Origin of the sequence: Chlorogloeopsis sp. ULAP01 (genome assembly GCF_030381805.1) — a bacterium.
Taxonomy (GTDB): Bacteria; Cyanobacteriota; Cyanobacteriia; order Cyanobacteriales; family Nostocaceae; genus Chlorogloeopsis.
The window spans coordinates 197,704-214,351 of sequence record NZ_JAUDRH010000012.1 but is presented as its reverse complement, the minus strand read 5'-3'; the positions used below and the strand labels follow the sequence as shown (position 1 = coordinate 214,351).

General features: G+C 41.2%; 14 protein-coding genes and 1 pseudogene. 3 read left to right on the top strand and 12 right to left on the bottom strand.

Annotated features, from left to right (window positions below; genetic code table 11):
• Nucleotides 1–19 precede the first annotated feature (19 nt).
• The 3 genes from rppB to QUB80_RS23295 are packed head-to-tail and all read right to left on the bottom strand — an operon-like array spanning nucleotide 20 to nucleotide 2,625.
• The gene (gene rppB, locus QUB80_RS23305; protein ID WP_016870566.1) at nucleotides 20–1,417 is read right to left on the bottom strand and encodes a two-component system sensor histidine kinase RppB; all 1,398 of its coding nucleotides are present in this window, start codon (nucleotides 1,415–1,417) and stop codon (nucleotides 20–22) included.
• The gene (gene rppA / locus QUB80_RS23300) at nucleotides 1,395–2,108 is read right to left on the bottom strand and encodes a two-component system response regulator RppA (RefSeq protein WP_289791858.1); all 714 of its coding nucleotides are present in this window, start codon (nucleotides 2,106–2,108) and stop codon (nucleotides 1,395–1,397) included. Before rppA ends, rppB begins: the two co-directional genes overlap by 23 nt.
• 31 nt (nucleotides 2,109–2,139) lie before the next feature.
• Nucleotides 2,140–2,625, bottom strand: coding sequence for a DUF2808 domain-containing protein (locus QUB80_RS23295; RefSeq protein WP_016870568.1), 486 nt, complete (start codon nucleotides 2,623–2,625; stop codon nucleotides 2,140–2,142).
• A gap of 529 nt (nucleotides 2,626–3,154) precedes the next feature.
• Here QUB80_RS23295 and QUB80_RS35290 point away from each other — a divergent pair.
• A pseudogene (locus QUB80_RS35290) lies at nucleotides 3,155–4,218 on the top strand (transposase family protein); the annotation flags it as partial.
• Nucleotides 4,219–4,405: 187 nt separating this feature from the next.
• Here the strand turns inward: QUB80_RS35290 and QUB80_RS23275 are convergent.
• On the bottom strand, nucleotides 4,406–5,392 hold the full coding sequence (locus QUB80_RS23275) for an RpoD/SigA family RNA polymerase sigma factor (protein ID WP_289791854.1): 987 nt from the start codon (nucleotides 5,390–5,392) through the stop codon (nucleotides 4,406–4,408).
• Nucleotides 5,393–6,056: 664 nt separating this feature from the next.
• Nucleotides 6,057–6,458, bottom strand: coding sequence for an ArsR/SmtB family transcription factor (locus QUB80_RS23270; protein ID WP_016870572.1), 402 nt, complete (start codon nucleotides 6,456–6,458; stop codon nucleotides 6,057–6,059).
• Nucleotides 6,459–6,554: 96 nt separating this feature from the next.
• Between QUB80_RS23270 and QUB80_RS23265 the strand changes: the two genes are divergently transcribed.
• Nucleotides 6,555–8,972, top strand: coding sequence for a heavy metal translocating P-type ATPase (locus QUB80_RS23265; protein ID WP_289791853.1), 2,418 nt, complete (start codon nucleotides 6,555–6,557; stop codon nucleotides 8,970–8,972).
• 39 nt (nucleotides 8,973–9,011) lie between these two features.
• On the opposite strand, the gene QUB80_RS23260 is transcribed toward QUB80_RS23265, so the two are convergent.
• The 3 genes from QUB80_RS23260 to QUB80_RS23250 form a co-directional block, all read right to left on the bottom strand.
• Nucleotides 9,012–9,485: a DUF2808 domain-containing protein gene (locus QUB80_RS23260; RefSeq protein WP_289791852.1), complete on the bottom strand. Its 474-nt coding sequence runs from the start codon at nucleotides 9,483–9,485 to the stop codon at nucleotides 9,012–9,014.
• Between the two features lie 129 nt (nucleotides 9,486–9,614).
• Nucleotides 9,615–10,430, bottom strand: coding sequence for a CemA family protein (locus QUB80_RS23255; protein WP_289791851.1), 816 nt, complete (start codon nucleotides 10,428–10,430; stop codon nucleotides 9,615–9,617).
• A 221-nt stretch (nucleotides 10,431–10,651) separates the two neighbouring features.
• Nucleotides 10,652–10,849, bottom strand: a complete 198-nt coding sequence (locus QUB80_RS23250; RefSeq protein ID WP_016870575.1) for a hypothetical protein — start codon at nucleotides 10,847–10,849, stop codon at nucleotides 10,652–10,654.
• 150 nt (nucleotides 10,850–10,999) lie between these two features.
• Here QUB80_RS23250 and QUB80_RS23245 point away from each other — a divergent pair, with 150 nt between their 5' ends.
• Nucleotides 11,000–11,473, top strand: coding sequence for a hypothetical protein (locus QUB80_RS23245; RefSeq protein ID WP_016870576.1), 474 nt, complete (start codon nucleotides 11,000–11,002; stop codon nucleotides 11,471–11,473).
• Between the two features lie 117 nt (nucleotides 11,474–11,590).
• Here QUB80_RS23245 and QUB80_RS23240 read toward each other — a convergent pair whose 3' ends face one another.
• The 4 genes from QUB80_RS23240 to QUB80_RS23225 are packed head-to-tail and all read right to left on the bottom strand — an operon-like array spanning nucleotide 11,591 to nucleotide 16,604.
• Complete coding sequence (locus tag QUB80_RS23240; RefSeq protein WP_289791850.1) at nucleotides 11,591–12,499, bottom strand: cation diffusion facilitator family transporter; 909 nt, start codon at nucleotides 12,497–12,499, stop codon at nucleotides 11,591–11,593.
• Nucleotides 12,500–12,510: 11 nt separating this feature from the next.
• Nucleotides 12,511–12,870, bottom strand: a complete 360-nt coding sequence (locus QUB80_RS23235) for a DUF190 domain-containing protein (RefSeq protein ID WP_289791849.1) — start codon at nucleotides 12,868–12,870, stop codon at nucleotides 12,511–12,513.
• 33 nt (nucleotides 12,871–12,903) lie between these two features.
• Nucleotides 12,904–13,449, bottom strand: coding sequence for a hypothetical protein (locus QUB80_RS23230; RefSeq protein ID WP_289791848.1), 546 nt, complete (start codon nucleotides 13,447–13,449; stop codon nucleotides 12,904–12,906).
• Between the two features lie 35 nt (nucleotides 13,450–13,484).
• Nucleotides 13,485–16,604 (bottom strand): efflux RND transporter permease subunit, encoded by a 3,120-nt coding sequence (locus QUB80_RS23225; RefSeq protein ID WP_289791847.1) that lies wholly within the window; start codon nucleotides 16,602–16,604, stop codon nucleotides 13,485–13,487.
• Between the last annotated feature and the right edge of the window lie 44 nt (nucleotides 16,605–16,648).

Below are 16,648 nucleotides of genomic sequence, written 5' to 3'. Positions count from 1 at the left end.
ATATCCCATAGGGGGGTATTTAATTTTCACCTGTCGATACCCAGGTCAGTTGTTTCCACTCTTTTGTTAAGGGCAAGCGAACGATAAAAGTACTACCTTTACCAACTTGGCTTTGCACCTGGATGCTGCCCTCGTGCGTCTGGGCAATTGCTTGAGCGATCGCCAATCCCAATCCAGATCCACCAGTACGACGCGAGCGATCGCTATTGACTCGATAAAAACGGTCAAAAATCGCTTCTTGCTCCTGTGGTGCAATCCCAATACCTGTATCTTGAACTTCAATTACGGCATCACTATTGCTGCGTTTGAGAATGACGGTTATATAACCATCAGCAGGCGTGTATTGAATAGCATTTGCAATTAAATTAGAAAGCAAACGTAAAAGTTGGTCTTCATCTCCCATCACATACAGAGGCTGATGGCACAAAACTGAGGATGTTAATTGCAAAGAAGCTGCACTCGCTAACGCTGAAAACTCTTCTATCAAATCATCAATCAAAACGTTGAGACAACAAGGTAGCCGTTCTATCGACAGAGTGTGCTGTTCCAATCGCGAAAGTAGCAGCAAATCTTGAACTAGTTCCGCCAGTCGATGACTCTGACGTTTAATCGATGCTAGAACATCTCGCGCTTCTTGTTCAGACAGGTGTGACTTATCGAGTATGGTTTCCACCGTTGCATGAATTGCTGCTAGGGGAGTACGCAATTCATGAGAGGCATCAGATGTGAACTGTTGCATTTGTTGATAAGACCTGTCAATTGGTTGCATCGCCAACCCTGCCAGCCACCAACTAGAACCACCAACTAGCAGTACCGTAATTGGTAATCCTAACGCCAAAACTAATTTCAAAGCTGCAAGGCGATTATCTAGTTCTTTGAGAGAGCGCCCTACTTGTATATAGCCCCATACCTGATCTTTAGTATGTAGTGGCAGGGACTTTTGATGGTAACGATTGCCTTGTGCGTCTTTGACTGCTTGCCACACATCTGTTCGCACAATTGGTGGTAATTCGTTGGGCTGAAAACCCGCTACAGCGATTAATCTTCCTGAAGCATCGATAAAACGAATGTAATATTGCTTATCTTTATAGACAGGACTAAAGATGCCGTGTTCAGCAAGGGTGCCTTGGCTGTGTTCAAAGATTTTTTGAGCAGGGCAGGTAGAGTTTATTTGACAAAGATTGGGTAAAACCTGTTGAAAAATCGGCTCTATGCGGCTGGGTTGTTTTAGTGTTGGTTCAATGACATCGTGCAGCGTGCTTGTTATAGACTCTAGTTCCCGGCTGATAGAAATCGAGTAAGCATCAATAATTACTTCATACACAGCAAAACCGCACAGGCTCAAAATTAGACCCATAGCCAGCGCATACCAGGTAGCCAATTGCCAACGGGTTTTATGAAAAAGTCGAATCTGCATTGCTAGGATTAAAACGATAACCCATACTAGGGACAGTTTCGATTAGACTATCACAACCAGATTCCGACAACTTGCGTCGTAAAAGTCTAATTTGAGCAGCTACTACATTACTAACGCGTTCTGCACTAAACGTATACAAATGATTCAGAAGTTGATCGCGAGTAACAAGTGTGTTGGGACGTTTCATGAAGTATTCTAGTAGGTGAAATTCCTTCTTTGTTAAAGAAATTACCCTTTTGTCCCCATTGGAATACTCGCAAGAAAATGTAAAATTACTGTAGTCTAGGATTAGACTACCAACTTGCAACTGTGGAGACTGAAAATGGGGAGAACGTCTCTGCAAAGCCCGCAACCGTGCCAGCAGTTCTGCCATGCCAAATGGCTTTACCAGATAGTCATCTGCTCCTGCATCTAGTCCGGCTACCTTATCTTTCATGCTATCTTTTGCTGTTAGCATCAGTACAGGTAAACAGTTACCACGAACTCGTAACCGCTTGCATAATTCTAAACCTGATATTCCTGGTAGTAACCAATCAAAGATTGCCAGTGTATATTCACTCCAATGAGATTCTAGACAAGTCCAAGCTTCATTACCATCCAAAATCCAGTCAACAATATATCTTTCCTGATTCAGTTTTCGCTGAATTGACGCACCCAAGTCTGTTTCATCCTCAACTAGCAGAACTTTCATAACAAGCCAATATAACTCAAAAATTTGTCCATTAACGTACACGCAGTTGAGCTATACCAACTGGTAATTCAGCATTAATACCAGCGAGAACAGCAGAAACTTTGTACATTTTGTCACCATTTGTTGGTGCTGTTTTTTTGACCTTATTCATATCTATAGTCAAAGTAGTTCCTGGTTCAACTTGTCCAACAAAAACTAATGTAGCTTTTTGACCACTAATAGAAATCTTAGCATCAACTTTTTTATCTAACTGGTCAGATACATCAATATCATCTCTAAGAATTATGTTACTTGGAGCTTGGATAATTAGTTGGGAAATAGCCTTGCTTTGTTGAGGAACTTCTATTTTTAAGGTATGTCTGAGAATTCTCCAGTGGCGAATACCTTGAGGAAATTCCATGAAGCCAATAACATGAGGAGACTTATCAGATTGTAGTGAGGGATTTGCATAAGTACTTGGAACTGAAACTACCATAGTCAAGATGAAAACAGCAGCGTATATTAGTGTTTTATCCATTTCATTCTCGTAACTACTTCACTATGTCAATCAATCATCAAAACATTTTTGGTAAATTGAAGTTACCTCTTAATAGCTTGACAAAGTGAGATGAAAATTGGATGAAATTTTAGCCAGTTAAAGAAATTTTTTCAAAAATAAAAATAAATAAGTAGTATTTAATAGAGCCATAAAGTTTTCGTAAACTCATATTTTTTTATAGTCTGGCTCTACATTCAAAGCTCTTTCTAACTTCATTTCAGATGACAACGATATTGGTAAACTCAGATCTTGCACCTCACCGAATAAATCCGCAAAAGGTAAATAAAGAGGGCAAAATATAACAGTGGAAGAAGAACGCCGCTTCAGTACAAAAGAGTTAATAATAAAACTAAAATCAAGCGCAATAATACATAGATAGCTTCAAAAACTACAAGATGCTGGGATGACGCATTCTGCCTCAACAAGAGTGCGATCGCACTTTGATTTGCTTGGTTGGTTCAAAACATGAGAGAAAGGGCGTGAAATGTATTCGTAAGTTAGCAAGACAATGCTTGCCCACGCCCAAGAACTAGTTTATAGCTTGAAAGAATTGATGCCTACCCAATATCAAAAAGATAATCTTGATGCCATGCTGGGATTATTTTTGGAGGCGAAAGGGAACCCCTTACCCGAACACTCTCAAGCCAAATCTGCGAGTGCATTGAGTCGTTTTTTAAATATCAATCCTTGGTCAACAAGGGAGATGATTCGTGTAGTTCGTACCCACACATTGCAAACAGTTTTAAAAATGTTATTGTCATCTAGTAAAGGACGTAAACCTTTTTTACAGGTCATTGTTGACCTAACTACTCTAGAAAAACGTGGTAAATTTAAATGCTTTGAGAATTTGATAAAAGTCTATAACGGCAAGCGAGGTTTACATTTAGTTGTAGTTTACTTAGTTGTAGGAAAGTGGCGTATTCCGTGGAGTTTTCGGGTTTGGAGAGGTAAAGGAACTCCATCTCCAGCTACTCTTGGGCTGAAAGAGCGTTAAACGTTTACCGCAATCTTTAACTCAACGCTTCCAGACAATTATTTTAGCTGATACAGCCTTTGGCAGCGTAGAATTCCTTGAGGGTGTGCGTCGTCTGAAATATCATGTTGTTACAGGTGTAGCTATTAGCCGTAAATTAGCAGACGGTAGACTTTTAAGACGTTTACATAAACAAGGGCAACAGGTTTATTTATTTGGTTTAAAGTTTCCTGTTACTGTTTCTTGGTATTACTTAAAACGCGATAATGGCAAACTAGAAAAACGCTTTGTCTTATCTACTCGACCTATTAAAGCTTCTACCCTTAAGTGGTGGGGTAAGCGCCGATGGTGAGCCAGCGCGGTGGACGGGTTCCCCGGCATAAAGCGACTGGCGTAGACGCCGAAGGCGGCTTCTCGAAGAGTACCCGAAGGGCAGCCTTGTTGGATGGTTTAAAACCGCAAAGCATCGTTTCGGTTTGCATCGCTTTGGGCAAGGAACTTTGCTGGGTATGTATCGCTGGCTGATTCTTTCTCTGACTGCTTACCTGATTGCTCATTGGACTTATCTGCATATTCAGCCTGAATCACCACCTGATTGGGGGCAAGCTGCACAAACAGCAAGAGAATCTATTTTCCCCGAAATAGTTGTGTCTCTTATTTTACATAATGTTGAACGTCTAACTTCCCTTGCACGTAGTTGTGGTTTTGACATTCAGATTTCCAGGTGCAAGATTTGAGTAAACACTTAAAGAAGCAAAGTACTTGTACTGATATTTTTCCATACATTTAACTAACTATATACTCTCGTAGATTTGTTTGACAACGACGGAGGTAACTGAGTGCTTGTTGTTCTATGTAACGAACTCTCCTCTGACTAATGTTCAACCGTTTAGCCACCTGCGCTAATGTGAGTTCGCAACCATCTTCCAAGCCATAGCGCAGAATTAGGACTTTTTGCTGCTGTGGAGTTAATTTTGTCAGTGAGATATGGATATCTTGACGCATAAAATCTTGAGTTATGTAGGCTTCAAGCGAGGCTTCTGGAACTTCTGTTAAAAGTTCCTGCAATTCTGTGTCCTTATTATCGCCCACTTGTTTATCTAACGAGATAGGTTGACGACAGATCATCAAAAGTTCGCGGATTTGGGCAGGGTTTAATTTCATTTTTTCTGCAATTTCAGACACACTGGGACTGCGCCTCAATTTCTGGGATAATTCTCTTTGCACTCTTTTAAGTTTATTCAATTTTTCAGTAATATGAATTGGCAGTCTAATAGTTCGTCCTTGCTGAGATATTGCTCGTGTAATTGCCTGACTAATCCACCAATAAGCATAGGTAGAAAATTTGTAGCCACGTGTGGGATCAAATTTTTCTACACCACGTTCTAAACCTAATGAACCTTCCTGAATCAAATCCATAAACTCTAAATTTCGTCTCTGATATTTTTTAGCGATAGAAACCACTAAACGCAGATTTGCTACAATCATTTTTTGCTTTGTCTGTACGCCTTGCTGAAATATTTCCTTCACTTTCGTTTCACTAAACTGTAAATATTCAGCTAATTCTTTTTGGGTTGGTTCGTGGTTGAGTTGTTTCTTCAAAGTTTCCTTTTTCTCCTGTAATGCAATCATCTGCTGTACCTGTTTGCTATACAAAATCTCTTCCTCATGAGTCAACAATGGTACACGAACTATATCTCGCAGATAACTCCGAACTATATCTGTGGTAAATTTAGTATTTGAAGTTGTTGTGCTGGTGTCGGAAGCTGACATGATTTTAGTATTTATTGACCAAAAAATTTAGACGTAGGTTGAAGTTAAACTTAATTACAAATTAAAATAATTGTAAGCTAATAGCTTTTTTGTGAATTTTTATTTCTTTAACTATTTACTATGATATTTGTTTATTTGAATTTTCGATATGGGTTTATAATAATTCCTAATAAACTAAAGTACAGATTTGCTTAATACAAACATTTAATTTTCTAACAATTAGAAGAAATAAAAAAACTCAATATAAACCTTGCATGAAAAAGTAGTATGAGGAAAAATCAATCTTTGTAATTACTTACTTAAATTGATTAACTTAGTAGTTTACAAGGATATAAGGATATATTGAGTAACTAGTATCTTATATTGACAGATAAAGATGAAATTAGGATGAAATTTCAACTATGTGCGAGCGGACATAATAATAAACTCTGCCAGTGTCCCATCCGCAAAATTTCCTAATGCGGGTAATCCTGCAAATTCCAGAACAGTTAGGAACTCATTCACACCTCAACTTGCCGAATAACATAAGGAATTAACCCAAACCTAAAGAGGGTAGAAAAGTTGAGCAACCTTCTTCAGATATAAAGGTTAGGAGCGATTTACCCCGCCAGTCCTTTTTTCCTTCTCGTCTTTGCTAATAGACGAGGTATCCTCCGTCTACAGGTTAAGTCTTCGCTTCTTTCAGATGCTCGGAGACTTCTTGGTAAAGGCTCATAACATGATTGTCTGCCAAACTATAATATATATTCCGACCTTCACGATGGTATTTAACCAACCGTTGCGATCGCAGAATTCGCAGTTGGTGCGATACCGCAGACTCACCCATCTTTACGGCTGCGGCTAAATCACAAACACACAATTCTCGATTTACTAAAGCAGACATCAATCGCAAACGATTTGGATCGGCTAATGCATTAAAAAACTCTGACATCTGTTGTGCTTTTTCAACAGAAATAATTTCTGGTTGCACCTGGCGCACCCGATCGAGATGAACCAGATAAGCATCACAACTGGGCGCGTCTTCAGAGTGAAGAGACTTCGCTTTGGGCAATGTTAGTTTTTTCATAAGTAGAGATAGTGTTGAGAGCAGAGGATGAATTCAAGATAGACAGAATAATAATCATTCTAACATCTGAATATATATTCAGATATTGAGATAACTGTGTTAAACTTCAAAGAAGTTCTTCTTCAGCTACTTACTGAAACGGCTATGGCTCAAACTCCATCTATCAAAACTCAGCAGATGCAGGTCGGTGGCATGGACTGTGCAAGCTGCGCATTGAAGATTGAAGCAGCCCTGGGAAGATTAGCAGGCGTGGTTGAGGTATCTGTAAGTGCAGTAACTGAACGCTTGATGGTTTCCTATGACCCGCAACAAGTAACTGAGGCAGAAATAAAAAATCAAGTGGTGAGTTTGGGATATACCGTAGCAGTTGAGCGATCCGCATCAAACCAAACGATGGATGTCATGGTGGGAGGCATGGATTGTCCCTCCTGTGTAGACAAGATTTCGACATCCCTCAAAAAATTGTCAGGTGTAACAGAAGCATCCGTAAATTTTAGTACTGGCAAGTTGCGAGTGTCCTACGATCCGCAGCAGGTGAATGAGGCAACCCTTCGCGATCGCATCACCGCTTTAGGCTATACCGTTATCAGTCCCACTCCAAAGCTGACAGACGACGAAGACCACGACCACAATCGCGGGCATAGTCATGGCACAGGCGAGTTTAATTTGAGGGCAGAACTCCTTCCAGTGCTTTTAGTTGTGGCTCTTTTTGCAGTAGGAATGATTTTTGAGGAACCCTTGCATAACACGCCTTATAGGCTAGGTGAATATGCAGTTTTCATTCCTGCCTACCTGCTAAGTGGCTGGACTGTATTGAAGACGGCTGGACGCAATGTTCTTAGAGGGCAGGTGTTTGACGAAAACTTTCTGATGACCATTGCAACTGTGGGGGCGATCGCCATTCACCAACTTCCTGAAGCCGTCGCTGTCATGCTGTTCTATCGGGTTGGAGAACTATTTCAGGAATATTCTGTCAGGCGATCGCGCCGTTCTATCAAAGCCTTACTAGAAGTTCGCCCTGACACTGCCAATCTCAAAGTTAATGGTTCAGTAAAAGCTGTTTCACCAGAAGCGGTTAGGGTGGGAGATATCATTCTGGTGAAACCAGGAGAAAAAATTCCTCTAGATGGTGAGGTTCTGGAGGGCTATTCTCAGGTTGATACCTCAGCCTTGACAGGAGAATCTGTTCCACGCACGGTAAAGGTTGGAGAAACCGTTTTAGCAGGCATGATTAACAAGACGGGGGTGCTGACCGTTCGAGTCACGAAACTGTTTGGAGAATCGTCGATCGCCAAAATTCTTGATCTAGTCGAAAATGCTACCAACAGGAAAGCAGCGACGGAAAAATTCATCACTCGGTTTGCCCGCTACTATACGCCGATTGTCGTCATTATGTCGCTGACAGTTGCTCTGTTGCCCCCCTTATTTATTGTCGGTGCAACTCATGAAGAATGGGTTTATCGTGCCCTAATCTTACTTGTCATTTCCTGCCCTTGTGGGTTAGTGATCAGTATTCCACTGGGTTACTTTGGAGGCGTTGGTGGGGCTGCTAAACGAGGCATTCTCGTCAAAGGTTCAGCGTTTCTCGATGCCCTCACCGCCGTTAAAACCGTTGTTTTTGATAAAACCGGAACACTGACCAAGGGCGTGTTCAAAGTCACGCAAATTGTGACTCAAAATGGTTTTTCAGAGTCAGAATTGCTATCCCTGGCAGCAAAAGCCGAAGCTCATTCTAGCCATCCCGTTGCACAATCTATCCGAGAGGCATACGGTCAACCAGTTGATGATGCAGATGTGACCGATTACGAAGAAATTGCGGGTCATGGCATCCGGGCTAAAGTGAATAATCAAACGGTGCTGGCAGGGAACGATCGCCTCCTGCATCGAGAAAACATTGACCATGATACCTGCAATGTAGAAGGTACTGTTGTTCATCTTGCTGTAGATCAACGTTATGCAGGCTACATTCTAATTGCCGATGAAATCAAAGAAGATGCGGCTCAAGCTATTCGAGATCTCAAGCATGTTGGAGTTGAGCAAACGGTTATGCTTACGGGTGATAACAAGGTGGTTGCTCAGGGTGTAGCCAATCAATTAGGTTTAGATTCCTATGTGGCTGAATTGTTACCAGAAGGCAAAGTCGAAGCAATTGAGCAGTTATTGAGGAAATCGGGTAAAGGCAAGGTTGTATTTGTGGGTGATGGCATCAATGATGCTCCTGTCATTGCTAGAGTCGATATCGGAATGGCAATGGGTGGGCTAGGTTCCGATGCTGCCATTGAAACGGCTGACGTGGTGATTATGACTGATGCACCATCCAAAGTCGCCCAAGCGATTCAAGTTGCTAGAAAAACCCGCAAGATCGTCGTGCAGAATATTGTGCTAGCAATGGCAGTTAAGGGACTATTTATCATCCTTGGTATATTCGGTGTTGCAACGCTTTGGGAAGCCGTGTTTGCCGATGTCGGTGTTGCACTTTTAGCAATTCTCAATGCAACACGGGTGCTTAAGTAAGATTTTTTCTAAAATATGCATTCTGAATCTACACTACAATTAAAATGTGGGGAACTGAGCTATACCTACTGGAATATCTTTATTACTACCAACAACTTTAACTGAAAGTTTGTACACAGAAGCTGGCCCTTGAGTTGGTTGTTTTACTTTGTTGAGGTTAATATTAAGCTTAGTATTAGCAATAACTATTTCAGGAAAATTTATTATGATTTTACTACCATTGACAGAAATATTAATGTTAATCCTTTGACCCTTTTCATCTAATACTTCCATATCATTACTTACAGCCACAGTTGGTGGAGTATCAATAATTAGCTGGGAAAGAGCTTTATTGTTCCGAGGAATATGTAATCGAAAAGTATGCTTAACAAGCCGCCATTGAATAGGAGGAAGTTGCAAACTATTATCAACATTGGAAACTTCATCATCTGCATTGGCACTTGCATAGCCAACAGAAATTACAGATGCGATCGCCAAAGCAAATGTAGCAGTATAGATCAGCATTCTATTCATAATTTTGGTTGGTCAGGTAGTAAAATATGTCAACTTATTACAGATTAATACTTGGTACATGAATCTTCCTTTAAAAAGGATGACAGCTTGCTATGAAATTACGATGAAATTTTTGCAGCTTAATAAAAATTATTCATTCATATTTCGATAGGTAGCCACAGCTGAGGGAGAACTGCGATTGAGATAGCGGAATATCCAGTATTTGAAAATAGTATCCATTATCACCGGAACAGTAGCAATAAACAGAGAAATAAAACTCTTGTTTTCCGGCAAGCCGTAATGCTTTAAAGTACTTCCTAGAATTATTTCCCAACCATAGGGAGAGTGAAAACCGACAAATATATCTGTAGATAGAATAATTAAAAAAGCCTTAGCAGAGTCGCTTAAACTGTAAGTTATATCGCCAGCAAAAGACCTAAGAATAGATAGTTGTTGCTTACCTATTAAAATTAAAATAATTAATGTGATGACCGTAAGTATATCTGCAAAGACATTTGTCACTGCATTAATACTTTCAATTTTATTTTCTTCTATTATAATACTAGCTTTTTCCTTTAGCTTCTTTTGTACAACTTCCCTAGATAATACTGGAATTTTTCCAATTCGAGCTTCAAAGTAAAGACCTTGCTCAAATCTTTTTAATTCAGCTAAGGCTTTTTCTTCTTGAGAAGAGTTTATGAAAATATCCGACTCTTGTGAACTCCAAAACTTCTCAACTAGGGGAGTAATTATAAAGTTTCTAGAAAGTTGATTTATAAGTAGTGGAACTACAATCAGAATTAATAAAAAACGGATAGATAAAATCGTTTGACGGCGAGAAGCGCGAAACTCTTTAATAACCTTTGTCTCAGCATTTGGATCTAACGTCTGTTGAAATTTTCCTATGGTTCGCAGGATAGATCGGGGAATAAAACTCATCTTTTGAGATGATGGCTTTAATTTCATCTTAATTTGTAATAAGCATTCAAAATTCCAGTTGCACCAATAAGTTAGTGGCACATCTGTAGCGTTTTAAAGAGCTAAAATATTTAAAGCTTAAGTCTCTAAACTCCACTTTATAAAATTGGGATGAAATTAAGATGAAAAATCAGTATTTTAAAAAATATTCTCTCTAATTTAAACAATTCTGCATTTGTATAATTGATTAGAGAAGACGAATCAGAATGCTACTCATCAAAGTTAAAAATTGTCAATAAGAATTTGGTGATATTACTTGCTCCAGATACATCGAGCCAAAATGAACCTGTATCCGGTTCTACAATCAACTGAAAACGAAAAAAACGACAACATAGACGCTTCTGTGCCACGAAATCAGCGATCGCCATTAGTTGGAATACAGTAGATAATGCTGTACTTATTTCCATAGAAGGATGTGGGTTTACAGGAACCTGGTTTTAAGCTGCAAGAGTTATTGGTGTTGAATAGCATCTCTTTGGCTTTCCTGAATGTAATTTTCTTTTAGGTACTCAATGTTTTATAAGTAAACAATGATATGAAATAAAAGTGGTTGTTTTATGTCAAATTCCTTAAATACCATTCACTTCCAACGCTTGCTTAATTTACCAGAGTTGAATATTGCTATTTTCTCCTTTCTTCTAAATTTTCTTTGGGAGATGCAGCAAATGCCGTTTTTTCAGCTTACCTCTGAGTTTTCTTGCCTTGATATGATAAGAAACTGTACTATTGCTACCGTAGGGGATGTAGGAATTTCACTTATCGCCTTTTGGGTTGTTGCAGTCGTATCGAAGTCACGCCAGTGGTTTCGTCAGCCACGTTGGTGGCAGGTAAGCAACTTTATTTTAGTTGGTGTTGTAATTACGATTATTTTTGAAGCTCTAGCTACTGGAGTGCTTGATAGATGGGAATATGCTGCTACTATGCCAATACTTCCTTTTTTTGGTACTGGCTTACTTCCGTTGCTTCAGTGGATATTAATACCACCTATAATTGTCTGGTTAGTTAAGCGTCAAATTTCCAATCTCAAGTAAAGTTATTACTTTGAGAATTCGTTCTCAAAAAGCTAATCTGATTGGATATTTAGTCACAGAAATCGCTCCAAATGCGATCGCCACCAGATTCTCTGTCCATATGCTCACTAAATTAATTTAAACCACGTTTTCTTGAGCAAGAGGACATGGATAACTTGGATTGCCCGTTTCTATTTGAATTGTAGTGTGTTCAATACCAAAATGGTCGTGGAGTTGTTGATTTACCTGGACTAAAAAAGCATCGCCAGGATATCCTGCGGGCATAATTAAGTGAGCAGTCAGAGCTGTTTCGGTGGTACTCATACCCCAGATATGTAAGTCATGTACACTAGTCACACCGGGAAGTTCAGCTAAGAATGTACGGACTGCAAGTGGTTCAATACCTGCTGGTACGGCATCTGTGATCAAGTTGAAAGATTCTTGGAACAATTGCCAAGTACTCACAACAATCACAACAACAATTATCAAACTCACAGCAGGGTCAAACCATAGCCAACCAGTGGTTACAATTGCAATCCCAGCCAGGACTGCACCCACAGACACTGCTGCATCAGCAACTAAGTGGATAAAGGCTCCTCTAATGTTTAAGTCTCTTTCGCGACCAGACAGAAACATCAAGGCACTTCCCATATTGATGGCAATACCTACCGCTGCCACGCCGATAATTGTACTGCCTGATACTGAGCTGGGTTCAAGGAAACGCCCAATAGCTTCCCAGGCAACTGCACCAGAAGCTACGAGTACGAGGATAGCATTCAACAGAGCAGCCAAAATAGAGGAGCGACGTAACCCGTAAGTGCGGCGTGGTGTTGGTTGGCGACGACCGAGGAAGCTTGCTCCCCAGGCAAGTAACAAACCTAGAACATCACTCAAATTGTGACCAGCATCAGCAAGTAGGGCAAGGGAATTGGCAACTAATCCATAAATGACTTCAACAACAACAAATCCAGTGTTGAGAACAATGCTAATAATGAAGGCACGGTTGTAATTAGTCGGTTCGTGGCTGTGTCCGTGACTGTGAGACATGAATACTGCCCTTAAAGCGTTACCAACGGTGAGAGAACTTCTATGCTTTGACAAGTGACAAACTTATCTTTCAGCATATCTTTGACCAAGGAAAAAAATTCGGTTATTGCACTTTCACTATCAATAACCGTAATCACAAGTGGTAGCACAGAAGACTCTGTAGATGGATCTAGCTCGTTCATAGTCCGAAAAACACCATGCTTGCCATATCCGGAAATTGCCCGCATCACCGTCATCCCTGTTATTCCCTGTTTGCGAGCTATTCCCAGTAGAGCTTGGTGAAGGGGTTGGTGTTGCCAACTATCAGACTCACTAATATGGATTGTTAGTTGCTTCCATTTAGTTGGTTCGCGATCGTGCTGGTGAACCATAACTGTTATCTCATTGCTACCACTTGCTGTTAATTATCGTTTAAAGGTAAAGCGACCGTTCACTTTTTCACCATTGATATCAGAAAGAATAGCAACTTTATACTCACCTGCTGCTTTTTCAGAAAGTACAGCATGGTAATGTTGTTCTTTAGCTTCATAGGTGAGGGGCAATTCTTTTTGACTACCATCAGGTAGCTGAATTTGAGCCGTTACTTTTGCATTTGAAACTGTATCGTGCTTCTCTCCTTTCTTTAAATAGAAATCTAAGTGAGTCACATCATTTTGCGGTTCGGCAACAAACTCTAAATGATATTGCCCCGACTCAATAACTTGACCGCCATGTGAATGCTCACCTTTGCCATCTTCGGAATGACCTTGAGCATTATTTTGATTATGAGAATGACCATCATTTTCTGAATGATTATCTTTCGCTACGGTTTCAGTCTTGGCAGCCGTTTCTGTTGTTGATACTGCTGAACTATTCTCTGAATTTGCAGCTTGATTACTACCGCTACAAGCACCTAAGAAAAGCAAGCTTACACTGCCTAAAACTACAAAGTTGGTTTTTAACAATTTCATGGATTTACACTCCTCAATGTTTGGTAAACTAACAACTAAAAACTTGCCTCTCCTGCCCCTTCTGACTGCATCATTGGTTCAGTTTTTCTTGGCATTAAAAACTTACCAAACTGGACATACAAAGCTGGCAGAACTAAAAGAGTTAAAGCAGTTGAGGTAAACAATCCACCCAATACCACAACGGCTAGTGGCTGGAGGATTTCTTTTCCGGCTCCGCTACCAATTACCAAAGGCCCCATACCCAAAGCCGATGTTAACGCTGTCATTAAGATAGCAGCCAACCTTTCTACCGACCCTTCCATCAAAGCCTGTCGCAGAGGTTGTCCTTCTGCCATCCTAGAATTGTAGTTCTCAACCAGCAATAGTCCATTGCGTGTAGCAACGCCGAATAAGGTAATAAATCCTACCATCGAAGCCACAGATAGAATACCTCCAGCTAAGGCAATGGAAATGATTCCACCCACTAACGCCAAGGGTAAGTTTAGCAAGATCATGATGGTGGCAGGAATCGATTTGACAGCAAAGTAAATCAGGACTGCAATAGCAACAAAAGCTAATCCACCAGCCCAAAGTAGAGTTTTTGTGGCTCCCTCTTGCGCTTCAAATTGACCACCGTATTCAATGTAATATCCGGGAGGCAATTGCACCTCTTGTTTAACTTTGTTCCGAATTTCTTTAATCACAGAACCTAAATCGCGTCCAGCCACATTGCTAGAGACAACAATATAACGGGAGACGTTCTCACGGTTAATGGTGTTAGGGCCTGTACCGTAGTCAATTTTTGCAACTTGAGCTAAGGGGATTTTTTGTCCGTTGGGTGTATCAACTAGCAAATCGCGAATGACTTCGATATTGCTGCGGTATTTTTCTTGTAACCAGACAATCAGGTCAAAGGTTTGTTGCTGTTCTAAGATTTGAGATACAGTTCGCCCATTCAGAGCCGTTTCTACCGTCTCTGATAATTCGCCAATACTCAAACCATAGCGAGCAGCTGCGTCACGGTCAAATTGAATTTGCACCTGTTTCATTGGTACTTGCGGTTCTAATTGCAAGTCTGCTAAACCGGAAACCTCACCCATTGCTGATTGTACTTGTTGACCAAGCTGGCGGAGTTGTTCTAAATTGGGGCCAAAAATTTTTACAGCGATCGCACTTCGTACCCCAGAAAGCACTTCATCCATGCGGTGTGAAATGAAACCACCGATATTGGGGACTACACCGGGAATTTTCTCAAATTGCTCCCGAATCATTTCAATCGCTTTGTCTCGGTCTTTTCCTCCCTCTTCACTCAGTTGAACATCTAGTTCTCCGACATTGACACCAGCTACTTCAGTATCACCTTGCGCTCGCCCAGAACGGAACTGAACTGCTTGAATCCGAGGGTCTTTTTTGAGAGTGTTCTCTATCGCCAAACCTACCTGATTGGTAGCATCTAGAGATTGACCAGGCATCAGAATCGTGGTGATCACTAGGGCGCGGTCTTGAAATTCTGGTAAAAAAACTTGCCCTAACGAGGTCATAATTAATATTGAAGCGACAAAACTAGCGATCGCACCTGTCAAAATAATCTTGGGGCGACGTAGAGAAAATTTCAAAAGCGGGCGATACAGGCGGTGAGAAAATCGTTCAACCCAAGTTTCTGTACTTGGTAAACGTCGATTTACTAGCAAAAGGGCGCATAGTGCCGGAGTCAATGTCAGTGCTACTAAGGTAGAAGCCACAATCGACAGCAAATAAGCTATACCCATTGGTGTAAAAATCCGACCTTCCACCCCAGAAAGGGCAAAGATTGGTGCAAAGACGACTGCGATAATGATTGTCGAGAACAGCACGCTCACCCGCACCTCTACTGAGCCATTAAAAACTACTTGCAGTGGTGACACAGGATTTCCTGCTGTCTGGTTTTCTCGCAAACGGCGGTAGACGTTCTCCATATCCACAATTGCATCATCCACTACCGAACCAATCGCCACAACTAATCCGCCCAAAGTCATCGTGTTGATACCTTGTCCCGTCCAATTGAGGATCATCATTCCCAACAACAAAGATACGGGAATCGCGCTCAAGGTAATGATGATCGTGCGCCAATTCATCAAAAATAGAATCAAGATGACACAAACAATGATCGTGCCATCGCGCAAAGCTTCTTCAACGTTTTTGATAGAGGCTTCGATAAAATCCTCTTGACGGAAGGTTTCAGTTACTTTCACATCTTTAGGCAAACTGGCTTTTAGCTCTTCCATTGCCGCTTCAGCCGCCTTCGTAACGCTTGGTGTATCCGCAGTTGGCTGTTTATTGACAGTCAAAATTACCGCCTTTTTACCCGCAGAACTACCATCGCCGCGTTTGAGTGCAGATCCTATTTGCACATCTGCGACTTGTTCGAGAAGTACGGGTGTGCCATTGCTGGCTTTAATAACCGATTTTTTTAGTTGTTCAATAGATTCAATTCGTCCAACACCTCGCACCAAAGTTTCTTGGTCGGGAGTAATTAAAAATCCTCCTGGTGCATTGGCGTTAGCTGCTTGTGCTGCTTTGGTGACATCATCCAGGGAAACATTGAATGCTCTTAGCTTTGCAGGATCTACCAATACTTGATACTGACGCTCATCCCCGCCGAATATCACGATATTACTAACGCCAGGGACAGCAAGCAAGCGGTTTTTCACTTGCCAATTGACAATCCGCCAGACCTCCATTAAAGGAGTGGTTTCGGAGGTGAAGGCGTATTTAACAGTCCATCCTAAAGGCGAACTAACCGGAAGAACCTCTGGGTCTTCCACGCCTTGTGGTAGCTGGCTGCGTGCTTGTTGCAACCGTTCTGTGACTAATTGGCGGGCGCGATAAATTTCTGTATCCCAACTAAAAGTGGCTCTTACAGCCGAAAGACCGACAGCCGAGGAAGAACGCAATGCTTCTAGTCCGGGTGTGCCGTTAATCACACTTTCTATCGGTCGGGTAACTAGAGACTCCACTTCCTCTGGCGCAAGTCCTGGGGCTTCGGTCATAATTTCGACCTGGGGCGGGGCAAAGCTGGGAAATACATCTAGTGGCATCTGTGTAAGGACAAGGAAGCCCCAAATAGATATGAGGATAGAGGCAAGAACCACTAGCCAGCGTTGAGCGATCGACCATTTAACAATAGAATTAAGCATTACTGGTAAGATAAAGCTTTACTGAAGATAATTCAGCATTCACT